The 16,901-nt window shown below is 68.0% G+C and carries 15 protein-coding genes and 1 pseudogene; 7 read left to right on the top strand and 9 right to left on the bottom strand.

Features of this window, described 5'->3' with window-relative positions; genetic code table 11:
* Positions 1–2: 2 nt before the first annotated feature.
* Together ACZ7L9_RS29035 and ACZ7L9_RS29040 are read right to left on the bottom strand one after the other, a co-directional pair.
* Positions 3–3,011 (bottom strand): carboxypeptidase regulatory-like domain-containing protein, encoded by a 3,009-nt coding sequence (locus ACZ7L9_RS29035; RefSeq protein ID WP_471419729.1) that lies wholly within the window; start codon positions 3,009–3,011, stop codon positions 3–5.
* Positions 3,012–3,320: 309 nt separating this feature from the next.
* Positions 3,321–3,686, bottom strand: coding sequence for a nuclear transport factor 2 family protein (locus ACZ7L9_RS29040; RefSeq protein WP_471419731.1), 366 nt, complete (start codon positions 3,684–3,686; stop codon positions 3,321–3,323).
* Between the two features lie 230 nt (positions 3,687–3,916).
* On the opposite strand from ACZ7L9_RS29040, the gene ACZ7L9_RS29045 reads away from it, so the two are divergent.
* Positions 3,917–4,468: a hypothetical protein gene (locus ACZ7L9_RS29045; RefSeq protein WP_471419733.1), complete on the top strand. Its 552-nt coding sequence runs from the start codon at positions 3,917–3,919 to the stop codon at positions 4,466–4,468.
* A gap of 190 nt (positions 4,469–4,658) precedes the next feature.
* On the opposite strand, the gene ACZ7L9_RS29050 is transcribed toward ACZ7L9_RS29045, so the two are convergent.
* Both ACZ7L9_RS29050 and ACZ7L9_RS29055 read right to left on the bottom strand, forming a co-directional pair.
* Entirely contained in the window at positions 4,659–4,868 is a 210-nt protein-coding gene (locus ACZ7L9_RS29050; protein WP_471419735.1) for a DUF397 domain-containing protein, read from the bottom strand.
* Complete coding sequence (locus ACZ7L9_RS29055) at positions 4,865–5,743, bottom strand: helix-turn-helix domain-containing protein (protein WP_471419736.1); 879 nt, start codon at positions 5,741–5,743, stop codon at positions 4,865–4,867. The genes ACZ7L9_RS29050 and ACZ7L9_RS29055 overlap by 4 nt, the downstream gene beginning before the upstream one ends.
* Positions 5,744–6,308: 565 nt before the next feature.
* Between ACZ7L9_RS29055 and ACZ7L9_RS29060 the strand changes: the two genes are divergently transcribed.
* The 4 genes from ACZ7L9_RS29060 to ACZ7L9_RS29075 all read left to right on the top strand — a co-directional run bounded on the left by ACZ7L9_RS29060 (position 6,309) and on the right by ACZ7L9_RS29075 (position 9,607).
* The gene (locus ACZ7L9_RS29060) at positions 6,309–7,382 is read left to right on the top strand and encodes a helix-turn-helix domain-containing protein (RefSeq protein ID WP_471419738.1); all 1,074 of its coding nucleotides are present in this window, start codon (positions 6,309–6,311) and stop codon (positions 7,380–7,382) included.
* Positions 7,383–7,488: 106 nt separating this feature from the next.
* Complete coding sequence (locus ACZ7L9_RS29065) at positions 7,489–8,073, top strand: DUF6932 family protein (protein ID WP_471419740.1); 585 nt, start codon at positions 7,489–7,491, stop codon at positions 8,071–8,073.
* Complete coding sequence (locus ACZ7L9_RS29070) at positions 8,070–9,026, top strand: hypothetical protein (protein ID WP_471419742.1); 957 nt, start codon at positions 8,070–8,072, stop codon at positions 9,024–9,026. Before ACZ7L9_RS29065 ends, ACZ7L9_RS29070 begins: the two co-directional genes overlap by 4 nt.
* Before the next feature lie 332 nt (positions 9,027–9,358).
* The gene (locus tag ACZ7L9_RS29075) at positions 9,359–9,607 is read left to right on the top strand and encodes a hypothetical protein (protein WP_471419744.1); all 249 of its coding nucleotides are present in this window, start codon (positions 9,359–9,361) and stop codon (positions 9,605–9,607) included.
* Between the two features lie 70 nt (positions 9,608–9,677).
* Here the strand turns inward: ACZ7L9_RS29075 and ACZ7L9_RS29080 are convergent, their stop codons facing one another.
* Entirely contained in the window at positions 9,678–10,043 is a 366-nt protein-coding gene (locus ACZ7L9_RS29080; RefSeq protein ID WP_471419746.1) for a nuclear transport factor 2 family protein, read from the bottom strand.
* 251 nt (positions 10,044–10,294) lie between these two features.
* On the opposite strand from ACZ7L9_RS29080, the pseudogene ACZ7L9_RS29085 reads away from it, so the two are divergent.
* A pseudogene (locus ACZ7L9_RS29085) lies at positions 10,295–10,981 on the top strand (phosphotransferase).
* 68 nt (positions 10,982–11,049) lie between these two features.
* Here the strand turns inward: ACZ7L9_RS29085 and ACZ7L9_RS29090 are convergent.
* Positions 11,050–12,207 (bottom strand): acyl-CoA dehydrogenase, encoded by a 1,158-nt coding sequence (locus tag ACZ7L9_RS29090; protein WP_471419879.1) that lies wholly within the window; start codon positions 12,205–12,207, stop codon positions 11,050–11,052.
* A 198-nt stretch (positions 12,208–12,405) separates the two neighbouring features.
* On the opposite strand from ACZ7L9_RS29090, the gene ACZ7L9_RS29095 reads away from it, so the two are divergent.
* A complete protein-coding gene (locus tag ACZ7L9_RS29095; protein ID WP_471419748.1) occupies positions 12,406–13,749 on the top strand; it encodes a UDP-glucose dehydrogenase family protein in 1,344 nt (447 codons plus the stop codon).
* Positions 13,750–13,901: 152 nt separating this feature from the next.
* Here the strand turns inward: ACZ7L9_RS29095 and ACZ7L9_RS29100 are convergent, their stop codons facing one another.
* Genes ACZ7L9_RS29100 through ACZ7L9_RS29110 form a run of 3 tightly spaced genes read right to left on the bottom strand, consistent with a single transcriptional unit; the run spans position 13,902 to position 16,798 of the window.
* Positions 13,902–15,104 (bottom strand): dipeptidase, encoded by a 1,203-nt coding sequence (locus tag ACZ7L9_RS29100; protein ID WP_471419750.1) that lies wholly within the window; start codon positions 15,102–15,104, stop codon positions 13,902–13,904.
* A gap of 6 nt (positions 15,105–15,110) precedes the next feature.
* Positions 15,111–15,650 (bottom strand): 5-(carboxyamino)imidazole ribonucleotide mutase, encoded by a 540-nt coding sequence (gene purE / locus ACZ7L9_RS29105; protein ID WP_471419753.1) that lies wholly within the window; start codon positions 15,648–15,650, stop codon positions 15,111–15,113.
* Positions 15,647–16,798 (bottom strand): 5-(carboxyamino)imidazole ribonucleotide synthase, encoded by a 1,152-nt coding sequence (locus ACZ7L9_RS29110; RefSeq protein ID WP_471419754.1) that lies wholly within the window; start codon positions 16,796–16,798, stop codon positions 15,647–15,649. Before ACZ7L9_RS29110 ends, purE begins: the two co-directional genes overlap by 4 nt.
* Positions 16,799–16,901: the final 103 nt, after the last annotated feature.

The following is a 16,901-nucleotide window of genomic DNA, read 5'->3' on the forward strand; positions in this document are numbered from 1 at the left end:
GGTCACGAGGTCTTCTTCAGCGTGAAGTCGCCGGTCGTCGTCTCCCCCTTCTTGAGCTTCACCGTGGTGGTCACCGGCTGGTAGCCGTCCTTGGCCACGACCACGGTGACCGGGTTGTTGCGGGTGTCGAACCACAGGGCGAAGGTGCCGTCCTTGGCCGTCCGCAGGGTGTAGCTCGTCGTCGAGGCGTTGATCTGGATGGTCGCCCCGGCCAGTGGCGCGGTGCCGCCCTTGCCGTCGGCGCCGAGCACGGTGCCGGCGTACTTGCCCCAGTCCTTCGGCGGGTTGACGTGCATCTTCACACCGATGCTGTCGCCCGAGTACGGGGTGTCGGTCTGGACGGTCAGCGCCGCGGTGTAGTCGCCGGGCTGGGTGACCTCGGGGACCGTGGCGTCCAGGCCGACGGTGATCGTGGTGCTCTCCCCGGGCTGGAGTGTCACCTTGTCCTTGCTCGTGGACAGCCAGCTGACGTCCGAGGACTCGCCGCCCTGGTCGTAGCCGGGCAGCACCTCGACGGTGGACACCGGCGGCGTACTGCTGCCACCGGGGTTGCCGCCGACCTTGTAGAAGCCGGAGGCAGCACCCACACGGTAGACGCTGGTGTTGGCGTTGGGCAGGGCGGTCCAGCTGCCGGTGCCCGGGTCGAAGGCGTAGCCCTGGTTGGTGATGGCGGCGCTGTTGTTGACGACACCGCTGGAGACCAGCAGCATGCCGTTGCCCACGCCGTACGCCGAACCCCACAGGTCGGCGGGCATGTCGGCGACGGCCGACCAGCTGTCGGCGCCCGGGTCGTAGACGTAGGCGTGCTTGGTCGAACTGCTGCCGCCGCTGCCACCGGCGCAGTAGAGCTTGCCGTCGATGCCGCCGCAGGACTGCCAGGAGATCGGCTCCGGGTAGGAGGCGATCTGGGACCAGCTGTCCGACGACGGGTCGTAGACCGTGGCGTCCGTGGTGCCACAGCTGCTGGTGCAGCCGCCGACGACGTACAGCTTGCCGCCGAGCACCGCGCTGCCCGAACCGGCGTACGGCTTGGGCGAGGACGCCTTGGTGGACCAGCTGTTCGACGCCGGGTCGTAGACCTCCAGCTTGGCGTCGGGGTCGCCGCCGGCACCCCAGCCGCCGACCACGTACAGCTTGCCGCCGATGAAGCCGTGGGCCGGGTTGCCCTCGCGGGTGTCGGCCGCGGAGGCCAGCTTGGTCCAGGAGCCACTGTCGGGGTCGTAGGCGTACAGCGCGTTGGTGTCCGCGCTGCCGGTGTAGCCGAAGGCGGAGTAGACCTTGCCGCCGTGGACGGCGACGGCGTTGTCCTGCACAGCGGTCGGCAGGTTGGCCACCGGCTGCCAGGCGTCACCGGCCGCGTTGGCCGCCGGAGCCGCATCCGAGGTCTTGCCCTTGCTGAGGGCCAGCGGGGAGTAGTTGCCCTTCACCAGGTTGAGCGGCGCGCCGCCCTTGGCCTGCTGGGTGAAGCCGCCCGGCTGCTCGCCCAGGGTGAGGCTGGCAGGCGCCCCGCCGGTGTTCTTCACCGTCAGGTCCTGGGTGGCCTTCTTGCCCCAGTCGACCGTCTTGTCGATCGAGCCGGGGGTGAACGCCAGCTTGCCGGCCTTCAGGCTGAAGTTCGCCTTGTTGGCGCTGTCCGCCGCCACGTCCACCGACTTGTCCAGGTCGGCGTATTTCGACTTGGAGGCGGTGTAGGTGTGGCTGCCGGTCTTGGAGGTGAACATCCAGTAGAAGCCGCCGCCGATCGCCGGGTCCTCCGGGGTGGCCGCGGTGATGGCCTTGTCCTGCGAGGCGTCGGTGTTGACGACAGTGGCGCCGACGACGCCGTCGTCGGTGTTGGCGTCCTTCACGGTACCGGCCACCAGACCACCGTTGACAGGCTCGTAGGTCCGCTTGCCCACGAACACGTTGTCGAGTTCCCACCAGTAGCCGTAGCTGCCCGTGAAGTGGAACCGCAGCTGCACGCCGGGCTTCCCGGCGTAGTCGGTCAGTGGAAGCTCGACATGGGCAGGGCCGGTCAGGGTGGTGGTGCGGTTCCAGATGTTGGTCCAGGTCGCACCGCCGTCAGTGCTGACGTCGATGTTGCCGGTCTGGTTGCTGTAGCTCTTGTAGTCGGTGTCGAACTCCAGTTGCGGGCTGTCGTTGCCGGTCAGGTCGAAGACCGGGGAGATCAGCGAGCTGTCCTGCTTCTTGCCGCTGCCGATCTTGTCACTGTCGACCATGGCGAAGGCGCCGGAACCACCGGTCTTGTTACCCCGCTTACCGAAGTCGTCGAAGGACCAGCCGCCGGTGGTGCCGTCGGCGTTGACCACGCTCCAGCCCTCGGGGGCGCCGGCGGTGGAGTCGAAGGGCTCGGTCGGGCCGGACCGCTTGACCTGGTAACCGGGCGCCGTGGCCGCCTGGGCGTCCACCGGGACCGCCACGTTCACGGTCTGCGCCGCGTCCTCCACGGTCACCTGCTTGGTGACCGCCTTGTAGCCGGGGTACACGGAGGTGAAGCGCAGGGTGTAGTCGGCGCCCTGCGGCAGGTCGACGCTGTACGCGCCGGTGTACGGGTCGGTGAAGACCGGGGCGCCGGGCACGTCATCGATGGTGATCTTCGTGTAGAGCGGCCAGCCGTGGCCGGAGCCGTCGGTCACCTTACCGGTCACGGTCTGCCGGGCCACCGCGTCCAGCGCGAAGTCCATCGTGACGGTGCCATCGTCGACGACGACGCCGTTGGCCTTCTTGGGCGCGTACCCGTAGGCGTACGCGGCCATTTTGTAGGTGTCAGGCGGCACCGTCAGGTTGTAGTGCCCCTGAGCGTCGGTGGTCGACCGGTAGATACCGGCTACGACGGAGGCGCCGGAAAGCGCCTTGCCTGAGCTGTCGGTGACGGCGCCGGAGATCTCGCCGTGCGAGCCGACGCCGGAGGCGGCGAGACCGCCCCCGGGATGCGTCGCGGTGGCGACGGTGCCCGGAGCGGCTGCCTCGGCGCCGGTGGCAGCCTGGGCTGCGGGTAATCCCGCAGCCATGACTGCGACGGCTGCCGCGGTGAAGGCGGCCAGTCGCGCGGAGATCCTCCGCGCGGCCGGTCTGGAATGCCTCGAAGTGCGCAATGTGTGACTCCCATGCAGCTGAGCTGGGGTCGACCCGTGCGCTGGTTCTCGGTCGACAGCAGATGGACTCATCTGCCGGTGCAACTAAACATCGTTGCCATGTTCTCGACAAGAAGGCCTCCGGGGCGGATACACGACATGACCTGGACCCGCCCATTTGCGATGATCCATCAGCTACCGGTCACCACCCTGGCGATGTCGGCGGCGGTGACGATCCCGAATCGCTCAGCTCGCCAAAGTGCCCTGGTGGAAGTACATACGCCAGCCCACTTCCGTCAGACGCCACACGGAGCTCCGCCATGCTCGGCGCCCGCTGTGGTCGGCGAAGTACGTCAGATGAACGATGCCGGGAGCAAGTACGACCCCTGACATATCGCTGACCTCGACCGGAGCTTCGGGGGCCACCGAACCGTCACTTGTCACCGTGAGGATCGACGTCGCGTCCCAGCGCCGCCCCGACGCCCCGATCTCGAGGAACTCCGGGTCCAGGAGCTCCGAGACCAGCGCCGGCGAAGCACGCACGTCAGGGTCGAGAAGCCGCATCTCCGCGTCAATGGCCGCTTGAACGGCCCGCACACTCTTGTCTGCCATGCACGAAACCTACGGATGTTCCTCGTCACGTCACAGCGAATAGTTCACGCAACGCAAGCAGCGACACCGGCGATGACGTCATCTCCCGTCAACGGACTTGCTGGGCACATCGTCTCCAAGTCTGACGGTCGGTCCGCCTTGTGGAGCGGTCACACAGGCCAGGCGTCGACCCAGCGGGCCACCTGGAGCAGGCGCAGAGGCTGATGGAACGCGAGGGGTGGGGCGGCAGGATGAGTCGCATGAGCACTCCGGGCGCCACCACAGCCGCAAACTCCGTTGCAACGCCGCCTCGTTGGGCGGTCTGGGCCGCGCATCTGACCGCGTTGGTTGTCCTGCCGAGCGGGCTATGGCGGATCGTCCTGGTGCTCGGCTATCCGGCCGGCTACCTGGACGAGAGCTTCGCGGACTTCGAGACGCTCGGCGCGAAGGTCTGGATGCTGACGCTGAGCGTGGTCTGCGAGCTTCTCGCCTTCCTGACGATCGGTCTGGTGCGGCCCTGGGGCGAGATCGTGCCGCGCTGGATACCGCTGATCGGAGGACGCGCCGTGCGCCCGATGGCCGCCGTCGTCCCAGCAGCCCTCGGCGCAGTGGCACTGACCGTCATATGGGCCAATGTTCCCTGGTGGTGGACGTACCCGCACGATGACATGACGGACACCGGCGACCTCGTGGTCGGCATCCTCTACCAACCGCTGGTCCTGTGGGGCCCCCTACTCGCCGCCGTCACCGTCTCCTACTACCGCCGTCACCGCTCCCCGCGCAGCCGGGGCACAGCGTCTTGAAACAGCGCCCCGTTTGAGAGCCTTGTCCCAGTGCCGGTCTACTGGCTTTGATGACCAGCGGGCTGGACTCATTGGCAACGGACATCCGGAAGCCCGTGCACAAGTGTTGTCGCTGGACGTGAACGAATCCAACCTCAGCTGCCCGCAGCAGCCTGCACGCCAACGTGATAGCCGCCGAGTGCGTGTGGGATCAGTGCCCGGCGGCGTACGAGACGAAGCCCGCCCAAGCGCCTGACGCGAAAGCGAGCCGGGCCCCCTGCAAGTTCTTGGAGTCGCGGACGTGGACCGTACCGGGTGCGGACGCCACCTCAACGCAGTCGTTACCGTCGCCACTGCTGCTGTAACTGCTCTTGAACCACTCCAGCTCCGAGGCGTCCCTGGCAAAGGGCTTGTGGATCATGTCTCTCCCAGAACTTGTTCGATGAAGGCCAGCGACTCCCGTGGCGCAAGCGCCTGGGCCCGGATCATCCCATAGCGCAACCCAAGGATCCTGAGCTGCTTCGGGTCGGAGACCGGGCGTCCGCTGAACGCGCCCTCGGAGCGCCCCACCGCACTGCCGTCGGGGAACTTCAGAACCTCGATCAGCCCACCCGTCCCGGGATGCTCCTCGCGATGGGTCGGCATCACTTGGATCGCCACATTCCGCAACCGCCCTACTTCCAAGAGGCGTTCGAGTTGTCGGCGCAACACCATTGTGCCTCCGACGGGACGGCGAAGCGTCACCTCTTCCTGGACAAAACTCAGCGATGGAAGGGGATCCCGGTCGAAGATGGATCGCCGGGCCATGCGAGCAGCCACCACGCGGTCCATCTCGTCCAGCGTGTAGGCGGGCAGCCACGACGCGAACAGGGCCCGCATATGCTCCTCGGTCTGCAACAGACCGTTGATGTTGTGGTGGTGGTACGCCTCCAGCTCGACGACCTTGGCCTCCAGCTTCGCCAGATCCCGCACCTTCTTCGGATATCGAACCTCCGCCACATCCCGCTTCATGGCGGCCAGCTTGCCGCCCGCGCCCAGCACCTCGTCCGCCCTGTCCAGGAACTCCGGCCGGGGGATGCGCCGTCCGCCCTCCACCTTGTAGACCAGGTCCTCCCCGTACCCGATCGCAGCCCCGAACTCGCCGGCCCGCAGCCCCGCCGCCTCCCGCCACGCCTTGATCTGGCGGCCCACCGCGGCGACCACCGCCACCCCGGACTCGTCGTCGGGGTCGACGCCCCAGTCCGGCTCGTCCGCCCCGCCGTCGCCGCGCTCCGTACCGGTCTCATCCACGCTCATCCGTGCCCCACTTCCGACGTGCATGCCGCTCTTGCTCAACCCCTGGTCTCCCCAGCACGTCACTCCGGACAGCCGGGACAGCACTGGACAAGCCCGGGACAATCACCGTACGTAAGCGATCCTTCACTATTCACGGTACGCAGGCGCAGCCACGCTGAGTGACGTGACCCAAGAAATCACTCAAATACGCCCGGCACCACGTCCGCCCCCGCCGACCGCTGGGGCATCGACCTCGGGCCCGTCCCGCGCAAGACCATCTGGGCCGACCTCGACCTCGTACCGTGACCGCTCCACCGGGTCGCGGAGACCCACGACCCGGTGAGCCACGACGCCGCGCCCCACGACGCACAAAGCTTTAAAGAACTTGGGGAAATCACCTTCCCCACCCAAACCCGACCCCATCCCAGACCCGTCACTCGCCCGGGTGACATATGGCAACTGGGCTGGATTTCATACGGGTTGACTGGCATATGCTCACCGCGACAACTACAGACATGCGACGGCCCCCGACGAGATTGCAGTCTCGACCGAGGGCCTGACCACCGAGGAAGTTCGGAGCTTCCCGATGGATACCCAGCAGATTACCGCGCCCCCGTGCGCCCCGTCCCCCGTACCCGGGGACGCCACACCGTCATCCGGTGTCATCCACATCAACGTTCGGCACGCCGCAGGCTTCACCGTCATCGGCAACCATCTCGCCCAGCACCGCGGGCTTTCCCTCACCGCGATCGGGCTCGCCGCCCACATCCAGTCGCTGCCCGCCGGAGCCAGGATCGGCATCAAGCCCCTCGCCGAACGCTTCCCCGAGGGCGAAACCCGCATCGCCGCCGCCCTGCGCGAACTCGAAGCCCACGGCTACCTCCACCGCAGCCGCGTACGCCTCGCCGACGGCCGCGTCGTGACGCGCACGGTCTCGTACAACCAGCCGGGCGCCACCGCGTCCACCGCCCCAGCACCCGAGCCGCGGACCAGGGGCAGCAAACCGGCAGTCCCGCGGCCCACACCACCGCCACTGCCAAGCGAGCCCGCTCCAGCCCCGATTCCCCCACTCCTGCCGGACCCCGCCCAGGAGCCACAGGCCCCCGTGTCGCAATCAGCGCCTGCATCACCCCCGGCGCCCACACCGCAGCTGCAGCCCGCCCCCGTCCTCGTACCGGCCCCCACCGCGCGCACGACACCGCCTCCGCCGCTCCCCCAGCCACAGGAGCTCACCCCGGAACTTCAGCGAGGGGCCGCCGCGCTCCTCGCCGACCTACGCCGCCACGCGCCTCAACTCGTCCTCTCCGAGAACGACATCCGCACGCTCACCCCAGGCGTCGCCACCTGGCTCGAACGCGACACCCACCCCGACACCATCCGCCACGCCCTCACCACCGACCTCCCGCACCCCCTGAAGCACCCGGCCAAGCTCCTGCGGCACCGGATCACGACCCTCCTTCCATCGCCGCTGCCGGGAGCCCAGGACCCCGCACTCTCACGCCCCGGCGCCACCGCCACCCCCCTCCAGAACTGCGACCGCTGCGACCGCGCCTTCCGCTCCCGCCACCCCGGCCACTGCCGCGACTGCCGCACGGACCAGCAACGCGTCGGAGTCAGTGCATCTTCCGCCGAGGAGAGTCAGTGGCGGATGGCCTGCTGAACACGACGAGGCGTCCACGTTGTCCAACTTTTCCTGCCGCGAGAGAGTGAGCAGCCGCTACCGTGAACGTTTCCAGCATCGGACAGAGTGCGTGACGGGGGGATCTGTGCTGCCGGACTTCACTTCTGAGGGCCTGCTGCCGCCTGGTCGCTTTTCGGTGACCATGGAGGAGGCCGAGGAATTGCTCGTACGCAGTCCAGCGTTCGAATGCTCAAGCAGCCGGCCCACCCTGTGGAGAGGCTTCGAGCAGTACCTCAACCGTTTCGGAGTGCTGGAGGACAGCTACCCGCAGAAATTGCGAGGCCGACCGCTGATTCATCGGGTGTGGCTGGGAGGCAGCTTCGTCAGTGCGAAGCCTGAGCCCCGAAACATCGACGCGACGATGTTCATCGACGTAACCGCAGAGATGGCGGTCAAGGGGAATCCGGGCTCCAAGTGGCTCACCGAGGCGTTCAAGAGCAGGGACCAGATCCTGCGCAAGTTCGGCGTCTCGCCCCTCAGAGTGGGTTACCGCCCCGTTGCGTCGGTATTCGATATGCAAAGCATCGTCGAGGATGACCGGACATACTTCATGCAACGTGGGATCTGGGACGACTGGTGGCAACGGTGCCGCCTGCCTGACGGAAGTGACCCTGCCCCCACCGAGGCAAGTGCCGTACCCGTTCGTGGATACCTGGAGGTGCGACTGTGAGCGAGAGCATCTGGCGCAGACGCATGCGCGCGGCCCGCGCACAGGACCCCGAGGCCACCGCAAGGCTTCTGGACGAGCTGGGCACCGAGGAACGCAGCGATACGGAGATCGAAGCGGACCACCGCAGAAGCCGCCTCGAAGCCATGCAGGAGTACCAGCCGGGCGCCACCCTCCAGGAGGAACTGTGCCTCCGCCTCACCGGACCGGAGGCCAAAGGCGGAGCACTGCGGTTTCAGTGGGGCAACGCACTTCTCGACCCGGTCGAGAAAGCTGTGTCCAAGGCCGCAGGCACACCTGTTGAACTTGAGGTCACCGGGCTCTCGCGAGGCAGTACGGTCGTGCACGCTCGTCCCGTCCTGTCGGTATCGCCCGGTACAGGGACGCTCGGCGGTCCTGTACCGACAGCGGCTGACAAGGGAGTGCGTACGTTTGTGCGCCTCCTCACTGCTCTGGAGGACGAGAGCGACGTGCGCGAGTGGGCGCAGCTCTTCGACTCGGTGGACGCGCTGTCCCGGGCTCTGGAGCGTTTCCGCTTGAGCCTCGGCCTGACCTGGTACGCGGCGGACGGCGGCATGCGTCAGGCCAGTCTGACTCAACGAGGAGTCGAATACGCCAAGCGGCTTCAGTCGACACGCGACGACGATCAGGAGTTCACGATCTCCGGACGTGTCACTGAGCTCCGTAGCAGCGGTGTAGTCAAAGTGAAGTCGGGCCTGGCTCAGAACGCCCCCGCACACGACGTGAGAGTCGAACCGGAACAGCTCGTACGCATGCGTCTGGCCCTGGGAGACAACGTGCATTTCAGGGTGCGCTACCGGCGGAAGTTGGATGCCATCGGCCGCACCAGAGTGTCGGAGTACCACTTCCTCGGAGTCGCAGCCGAAGAACTCGCTCTCGACCTTGAGGCTGGGCCGTCGCCCCATGGAGAGAACTCACCCGAGGCGCCGCGATAGCGCGGGCACGCTCGGTCCCGTCAACTCCTCAGCGCAACCTCACTACGACGCGTGAACCAGTCACGTTCTGCATATGTCACTGGCGTACCACTCCTAGCGTTCTCGACATGGTCAACTCATCGCACGAAACGAACACGGAATTCTGTGCGCGGGTGTCCCCAACGCCAGACATCCCGCTTCCCGGCACGGGGACAGTCCCCCAGCCGCCCGTCCCTCTCTTCGAAGGCACCAAGCCGAAGCCACGGGAACGCCCAGTAGACAATCTGCTCCTCGCCGAAATCGTGGAACTCGGCCTGGGCGAACGCCCCGCCGTCACTACGTGGAGAAATCTCATGGCCGAAACCGATCTCGCGTTCTTCCGCTCCAAGACTGCTCAGCGCCTGCGGATGGAAGGCCGTACTCAAGGCCTGGCACTGGGCGTCTTGCTTCTCCTCGGACAGACCGGCCTCCACGTATCCGACGAGGCCCGCGACCGCATCACGGACTGCGACGACATGGACATCCTGACCCGCTGGCTCCTCCATGTCCCCACTGCCTCATGCGTCGACGAGCTCTTCGACGAGCAACGCCCGACGCTGTAGCTCCGCTCCGGATTTGTGCCCGTCCGGAGCCCCCGGGCCCATGTGGAGAGACTCGGGGGCCACTGATCTCTCAGCTCGTCAAAGTGCCCTGGTGGAAGTACAAGCGCCAGCCCACTTCCGTCAGACGCCACACGGAGCTCCGCCATGCTCGGCGCCCGCTGTGGTCGGCGAAGTACGTCAGATGAACGATGCCGGGAGCGAGTACGGCCCCCGACATATCGCTGACCTTGACCGGAGCTTCGGGGGCCACCGAACCGTCACTCGTCACTGCGAGGATCGACGTCGCGTCCCAGCGCCGCCCTGACGCTCCGATCTCGAGGAACTCCGAGTCCAGGAGCTCCGAGACCAGCGCCGACGAAGCACGCACGTCAGGGTCGAGAAGCCGCATCTCTGCCTCAATGGCCGCTTGAATGGCCCGCTCGCTCTCGTCTGCCATGCACGAACCCTACGGGCGTTCCTCGTCACGTCACAGCGAATAGTTCACACAACGCAACCAGCGACACCGGCGATGAAGTCGTCTCACGTCTCCCGTCAACATTTATTGTCCCGTCCAAATTGATCTGGTTCGGAGCCGAACCCCTGACGTGCGGCGACCAGTTCAGTCGAGACGTGGGAATGTCGGGAATCTCGGGTGACGTGGCCCTGGCTGGATGGATGCCAGATGCTGTCTCAGTTGATCTGGTCTGGTTGGACAGCTTCGAGATCGATGCGAACTTGGCGCGCTCCCTGGTGCGCTCCCTGGGCGTGAGCAGCATCCGGACCTTGCAGGACTGGATTTGCGTGAGGTGGTCGGCGGTTGGGACAGCCAAATGTGGCGTCTCGGGGACGAGTTGGACGTACGCATGCCACGCACGGAGCGTGCACCGTCCCTCCTGCGCAACGAGCACCGATGGCTGCCTGCCCTCGCACCGCGCCTTCCACTACCGGTCCCGACCCCTATACGGATCGGTGAGCCGTCCGCACGTTTCCCGCGGCCATGGACCATCGCGACATGGGTTCCCGGTGAGCCGGCCGACCGCGCCTTGGGAGGGTCCGCCGGTATGGCTGCACGGCGACCTTCACCCGGCGAATGTCGTCGTCTCGGACGGGACACTCTCGGGCGTGATCGACTTCGGTGACATGTGCGCCGGCGATCCGGCGGTCGATCTCGCGGCTGCGTGGGTGCTTCTTCCCGCGGGGGCGGCTGCACGGTTCTTCGACGCGTACGCACACGCGGACGAGGCGATGATCCGGCGCGCACGAGGGTTGGCTGCCCTGAAGAGCCTTGTCCTCATCCGAATCGGCTGGGCCGGGGACCGGGGCCTGCCCGGCGGCAAGCCGACATGGGGACCCGCGGGCCGGGCGGCGCTGGACCGTGTTCTGGCATCAATCTAGGAGATTGGCACCCCGGGTTCGACGACGGAACCCCCGGCGTGATGCCGGGGGCCGTGGTGTTTGCGCTGCTACGGCAGGTTCCTCGCCATGACGATCCGCTGGACCTGGTTCGTTCCTTCGTAGATCTGCGTGATCTTCGCGTCGCGCATCATCCGCTCCACCGGGTAGTCCCGCGTGTAGCCGTAGCCGCCGAGCAGCTGGACCGCGTCCGTCGTGACTTCCATCGCGACGTCGGAGGCGAAGCACTTGGCCGCGGCGCCGAAGAAGGTGAGGTCGCCGTCGAGGCGCTCGGACTTGGCGGCGGCCGAGTAGGTGAGCTGGCGGGCCGCCTCCAGCTTCATGGCCATGTCGGCGAGCATGAACTGGACGCCCTGGAAGTCGCCGATCGGCTTGCCGAACTGCTTGCGCTCCTGGACGTAGCCCTTGGCGTAGTCGAGGGCGCCCTGGGCGATGCCGAGGGCCTGGGCCGCGATGGTGATGCGGGTGTGGTCCAGGGTCTTCATCGCGGTGGCGAAGCCGGTGCCCTCCTCGCCGATGATGCGGTCGGCGGGGATGCGGACGTTGTCGAAGTAGACCTCGCGGGTCGGGGAGCCCTTGATGCCGAGCTTCTTCTCCGGGGCGCCGAAGGAGACGCCCTCGTCCGACTTCTCGACGACGAAGGCCGAGATGCCCTTGGAGCGCTTGGTCGGGTCGGTGACGGCCATCACCGTGTAGTACTCGGAGACGCCCGCGTTGGTGATCCAGCGCTTCACGCCGTTGAGCACCCAGAAGTCGCCGTCGCGCACAGCCTTGGTCTTCATGCCCGCCGCGTCGGAACCCGCGTCGGGCTCGGAGAGGCAGTACGAGAACATGCCGTCGCCCTTGGCCAGCGGGCCCAGGTACTTCTTCTTCAGGTCCTCGGAGCCGGAGAGGATCACCGGGAGCGAGCCGAGCTTGTTCACGGCCGGGATGAGGGAGGAGGAGGTGCAGACGCGGGCCACCTCCTCGATCACGATGACCGTGGCGAGGGCGTCGGCGCCCGCGCCGCCGTACTCCTCCGGTACGTGCACCGCGTGCAGGTCCGCGGCGGTCAGGGCGTCCAACGCCTCCTGCGGGAAGCGCGCCTCCTCGTCGACCGCTGCCGCGTGCGGGGCGATCTTCGCCTCGGCCAGCGCGCGCACCGTCTCCCGGAGCATCTCGTGCTCCTCGGCCGGACGGTACAGGTCGAAATCGGTCGAACCCGCCAAGACGCTCACTCCCCAAGACGCTAACTACCGTTAAGTAACCCAATTTTATGGCCCGGTCGCCGAAATGGCCTATGCCATGCGTGCGTGAGCTTGGCGACAGGGGTGGGAGAAGCTGCTCAGGTAGCCGGAAACCGGGCCTTCGGGGGCACGACTATGCTCGTTCACCGCACGTCTGTCCGCATCTCTCAGGAGCATTACATGGCCCTCAGGATCACTGTGATCGGTACCGGCTACCTCGGCGCCACCCACGCCGCGGCCATGGCGGAACTGGGCTTCGAAGTGCTCGGCCTCGATGTCGTGCCCGAGAAGATCGAGATGCTGAGCAGTGGCAGGGTCCCGATGTACGAGCCGGGCCTGGAGGAGCTGCTGCGCAAGCATGTCGAGGGCATCGAGGGGTCCACCGGACGGCTGCGGTTCACCACCTCCCCGGAAGAGGTGGCGGCCTTCGGTGATGTGCACTTCGTCTGCGTGAACACACCGCAGAGGCACGGCGAGTACGCCTGCGACATGAGTTACGTCGACACCGCCTTCGAGTCGCTGGCACCGCATCTGACCCGGCCCGCCCTGGTCGTCGGGAAGTCGACCGTGCCGGTGGGTTCGGCGGCCCGGCTCGCGGCGCGGCTGGCGGAGCTGGCACCGGCGGGCGCGGACGCGGAGCTGGCCTGGAACCCGGAGTTCCTGCGCGAGGGCTTCGCGGTCAAGGACACTTTGCACCCGGACCGGATCGTCGTCGGGGTGGCGAGCGAGCGGGCCGAGAAGCTGCTGCGCGAGGTGTACGCGGTGCCGGTCGCCGAGGGCTCGCCGTTCGTGGTGACGGACTTCCCGACCGCCGAGCTGGTGAAGACCGCGGCCAATTCCTTCCTGGCCACGAAGATCTCGTTCATCAACGCCATGGCGGAGGTCTGCGAGGCCGCCGACGGCGATGTGAAGAAGCTGGCCGAGGCGATCGGGCACGACGAGCGGATCGGGTCCAAGTTCCTGCGGGCCGGGATCGGCTTCGGCGGCGGCTGTCTGCCCAAGGACATCCGGGCCTTCATGGCGCGCGCCGGCGAGCTGGGCGCGGACCAGGCACTGACCTTCCTCCGCGAGGTCGACTCCATCAACATGCGACGCCGCGGCCACATGGTGGAGCTGGCCCGGGAGGCCGTGGGCGGCGATTCGTTCCTCGGCAAGCGGGTGGCGGTCCTGGGCGCGACGTTCAAGCCGGACTCGGACGACGTACGGGACTCGCCCGCGCTGAACGTGGCCGGGCAGATCCATCTGCAGGGCGGCCAGGTCACCGTCTTCGACCCGAAGGGCATGGACAACGCCCGGCGGCTCTTCCCCACCCTCGGTTACGCGGACTCGGCGCTGGACGCGGTGCGCGGCGCGGACGTGGTGCTGCACCTGACGGAGTGGCGGGAGTTCCGCGAGCTGGACCCGGCAGCGCTCGGCGAGGTCGCCTCCCGCCGGATAATCCTGGACGGCCGCAACGCGCTCGACAGCGAGCTGTGGCGCGGGGCCGGCTGGACATACCGGGCGATGGGACGGCCGAAGGCCTGACGGCGCCCCTGGGGAAAAGTCTCAACCGCGCTTGGCCGCGCCCGGTCACGTACCGCCGCGGTGGCCGCGTCCGGGGCACCCGTTATGCCTGTGTGCGTGTTGGAAAACGTGCGGGGCACCCCTGGGGGTGCCCCGCACGCGACAGTTTCGGCTCAGCCGGCCTGGGTGTCCAGCTGCTCGATCGTGACGTGCGACGGGGCCCGACGGGTGCGCAGCTCGCGTGCGACGTCCTCGGCGTCGCGCAGCACCCGTACCGCGTTCTGCCAGGTGAGCTTGGCGAGGTCGGCGCTGGACCAGCCGCGGCCGAGCAGCTCCGCGATCAGGTTCGGGTAGCCCGCGACGTCCTGGAGGCCCTCCGGGAGGAAGGCGGTTCCGTCGTAGTCGCCGCCGATGCCGACGTGGTCGATGCCGGCGACCTCGCGCATGTGGTCGAGATGGTCGGCGATCGTCGCCACGGTGGCGATCGGGCGCGGGTTGGCCGCTTCGAAGGCGGCGTGGATCTTCATGGCCTGCGCGGTGGTGTCGAGGTGGTGCAGGCCGTGGGCGCGCATGTTCTCGTCCGCGGCCCGCGTCCAGGCGACGGCCGCCGGGAGTACGAACTTCGGCACGAAGGTCGCCATGGCGATGCCGCCGTTGGCCGGGAGTCGGCCGAGCACGTCGTCGGGGATGTTGCGCGGGTGGTCGCAGATCGCGCGCGACGAGGAGTGCGAGAAGATCACCGGCGCGGTGGAGGTGTCGAGCGCGTCGCGCATCGTGGTGGCCGCCACATGGGAGAGGTCGACCAGCATGCCGATGCGGTTCATCTCCCGTACGACCTCGTGGCCGAAGGGCGAGAGACCGCCGACGCCCGGATCGTCGGTCGCCGAGTCCGCCCACGCGATGTTGTCGTTGTGGGTGAGCGTCATGTAGCGGACGCCCAGGGTGTGCAGGGCCCGCAGGGTGCCCAGCGAGTTGTTGATGGAGTGGCCGCCCTCGGCGCCCATCAGGGAGGCGATGCGGCCCTCCGCGCGGGCCGCCTCCATGTCGTCGGCGGTCAGGGCGCGCCGCAGGTCCGCGGGGTGGCGCTCCAGCAGCTCGGCGACCACGTCGATCTGTTCGAGCGTGGCGCTGACGGCTTCGTCGCCCGCCATGTCGGACCGCACGTAGACGGACCAGAACTGAGCGCCGACACCGCCCGTGCGCAGCCGCGGGATGTCGGTGTGCAGATGGGCGGACTGGTCGGTGGCGATGTCGCGGGCGTCCAGGTCGTAGCCGACCTGTTCGCGCAGCGCCCACGGCAGGTCGTTGTGCCCGTCGACGACGGGGTACTCGGCGAGGAGCTCCGCCGCCCGCCCGAGCTGTTCGGCCTTCTCCACCGGGGCCTACTTCCCGAAGCCGAAGGAGTCGGCGCCCTGGACCTTGCTGCGGAGCCGCTTGCCCTTCTCCGTCGCCTGGTCGTTCAGCTCCTGCTGGAACTCCCGCATCCGGGCCAGCAGCTCGCCGTCGTGGGCGGCGAGGATGCGGGCGGCGAGCAGGCCCGCGTTGCGTGCGCCGCCGACCGAGACGGTCGCGACCGGGACACCGGCGGGCATCTGCACGATGGAGAGCAGGCTGTCCATGCCGTCCAGGTACTTAAGCGGTACCGGCACGCCGATGACCGGCAGCGGGGTGACGGAGGCGAGCATGCCGGGCAGGTGGGCGGCGCCGCCCGCGCCCGCGATGATCGCCTTGAGACCACGGTCCGCCGCCTGCTCGCCGTACGCGATCATCTCGCGCGGCATGCGGTGGGCGGAGACGACGTCGACCTCGTAGGGGATCTCGAACTCGTCGAGGGCCTTGGCCGCCGCTTCCATGACGGGCCAGTCGGAGTCCGAGCCCATGACGATGCCGACGACCGGCGCGGCGTTGGCGGGGGAAGTCATTCGTTGATCGTTCCTCTGAGGTAGTCAGCTGCATGACGGGCTCGGTCTCGCACGTCCGCCAGGTCGTCGCCGTAGGTGTTGACGTGTCCGACCTTGCGGCCGGGCTTCACGTCCTTGCCATACATGTGGATCTTGAGCTGCGGGTCGCGGGCCATGCAGTGCAGGTACGCCTGGTACATGTCCGGGTAGTCGCCGCCGAGGACGTTGGACATGACCGTCCAGGTTGCGCGCGGGCGCGGGTCGCCGAGCGGCAGGTCGAGCACGGCCCGGACGTGGTTGGCGAACTGCGAGGTGATCGCGCCGTCCTGGGTCCAGTGCCCGGAGTTGTGCGGGCGCATGGCCAGCTCGTTGACCAGGATGCCGGGCTCCCCGTCGGGTCCCCTGGTCTCGAAGAGTTCGACGGCGAGGTGGCCGACGACGCCGAGCTCCGAGGCGATACGGAGCGCGAGCTGCTGGGCCTCGCCCGCGAGCCGCTCGTCCAGCTCCGGAGCCGGGGCGATCACCGTGTCGCAGACCCCGTCGACCTGGATCGACTCGACGACCGGGTACGCGACGGCCTGGCCGTGCGGCGAGCGGACGATATTGGCCGCCAGCTCCCGTACGAAGTCGACCTTCTCCTCGGCGAGGACCGCGACACCGGCCCGGAAGGGGTCGGCCGCGTCCGCGGCGGAGCGGACCACCCAGACGCCCTTGCCGTCGTAGCCGCCGCGGACCGTCTTGAGGACGACGGGGAAGCCGCCGACCTCTTCCGCGAAGGCCGCGACGTCGGCCGGGTCCTTCACGATGCGGTGGCGGGGGCAGGGCGCGCCGACCTCGGTGAGCTTCGCGCGCATCACCCCCTTGTCCTGGGCGTGCACCAGCGCGTCGGGTCCCGGGCGCACGGGTATGCCGTCCGCCTCCAGGGCCCGCATGTGTTCGGTCGGTACGTGTTCGTGATCGAAGGTGATCACGTCACAGCCGCGCGCGAAGGCGCGCAGGGTGTCCAGGTCGCGATAGTCGCCGATGACGACTTCGTTCACCACCTGGGCCGCCGAGTCCTGGGGGGTGTCACTGAGAAGCTTGAACTTGATGCCGAGGGGGATGCCCGCCTCGTGGGTCATACGGGCGAGCTGACCGCCACCGACCATGCCGACTACCGGGAACGTCACTCCTCCAGGGTATCGGGCGCCCCGGGGGTCGCCCGACGACACCCTCCCGGCCGCCCCCGCGCAGGCGGCCACGTCACAGCATCGCCACACCTCTCAGCCAACC

The organism is Streptomyces sp. NPDC111516, assembly GCF_055635345.1.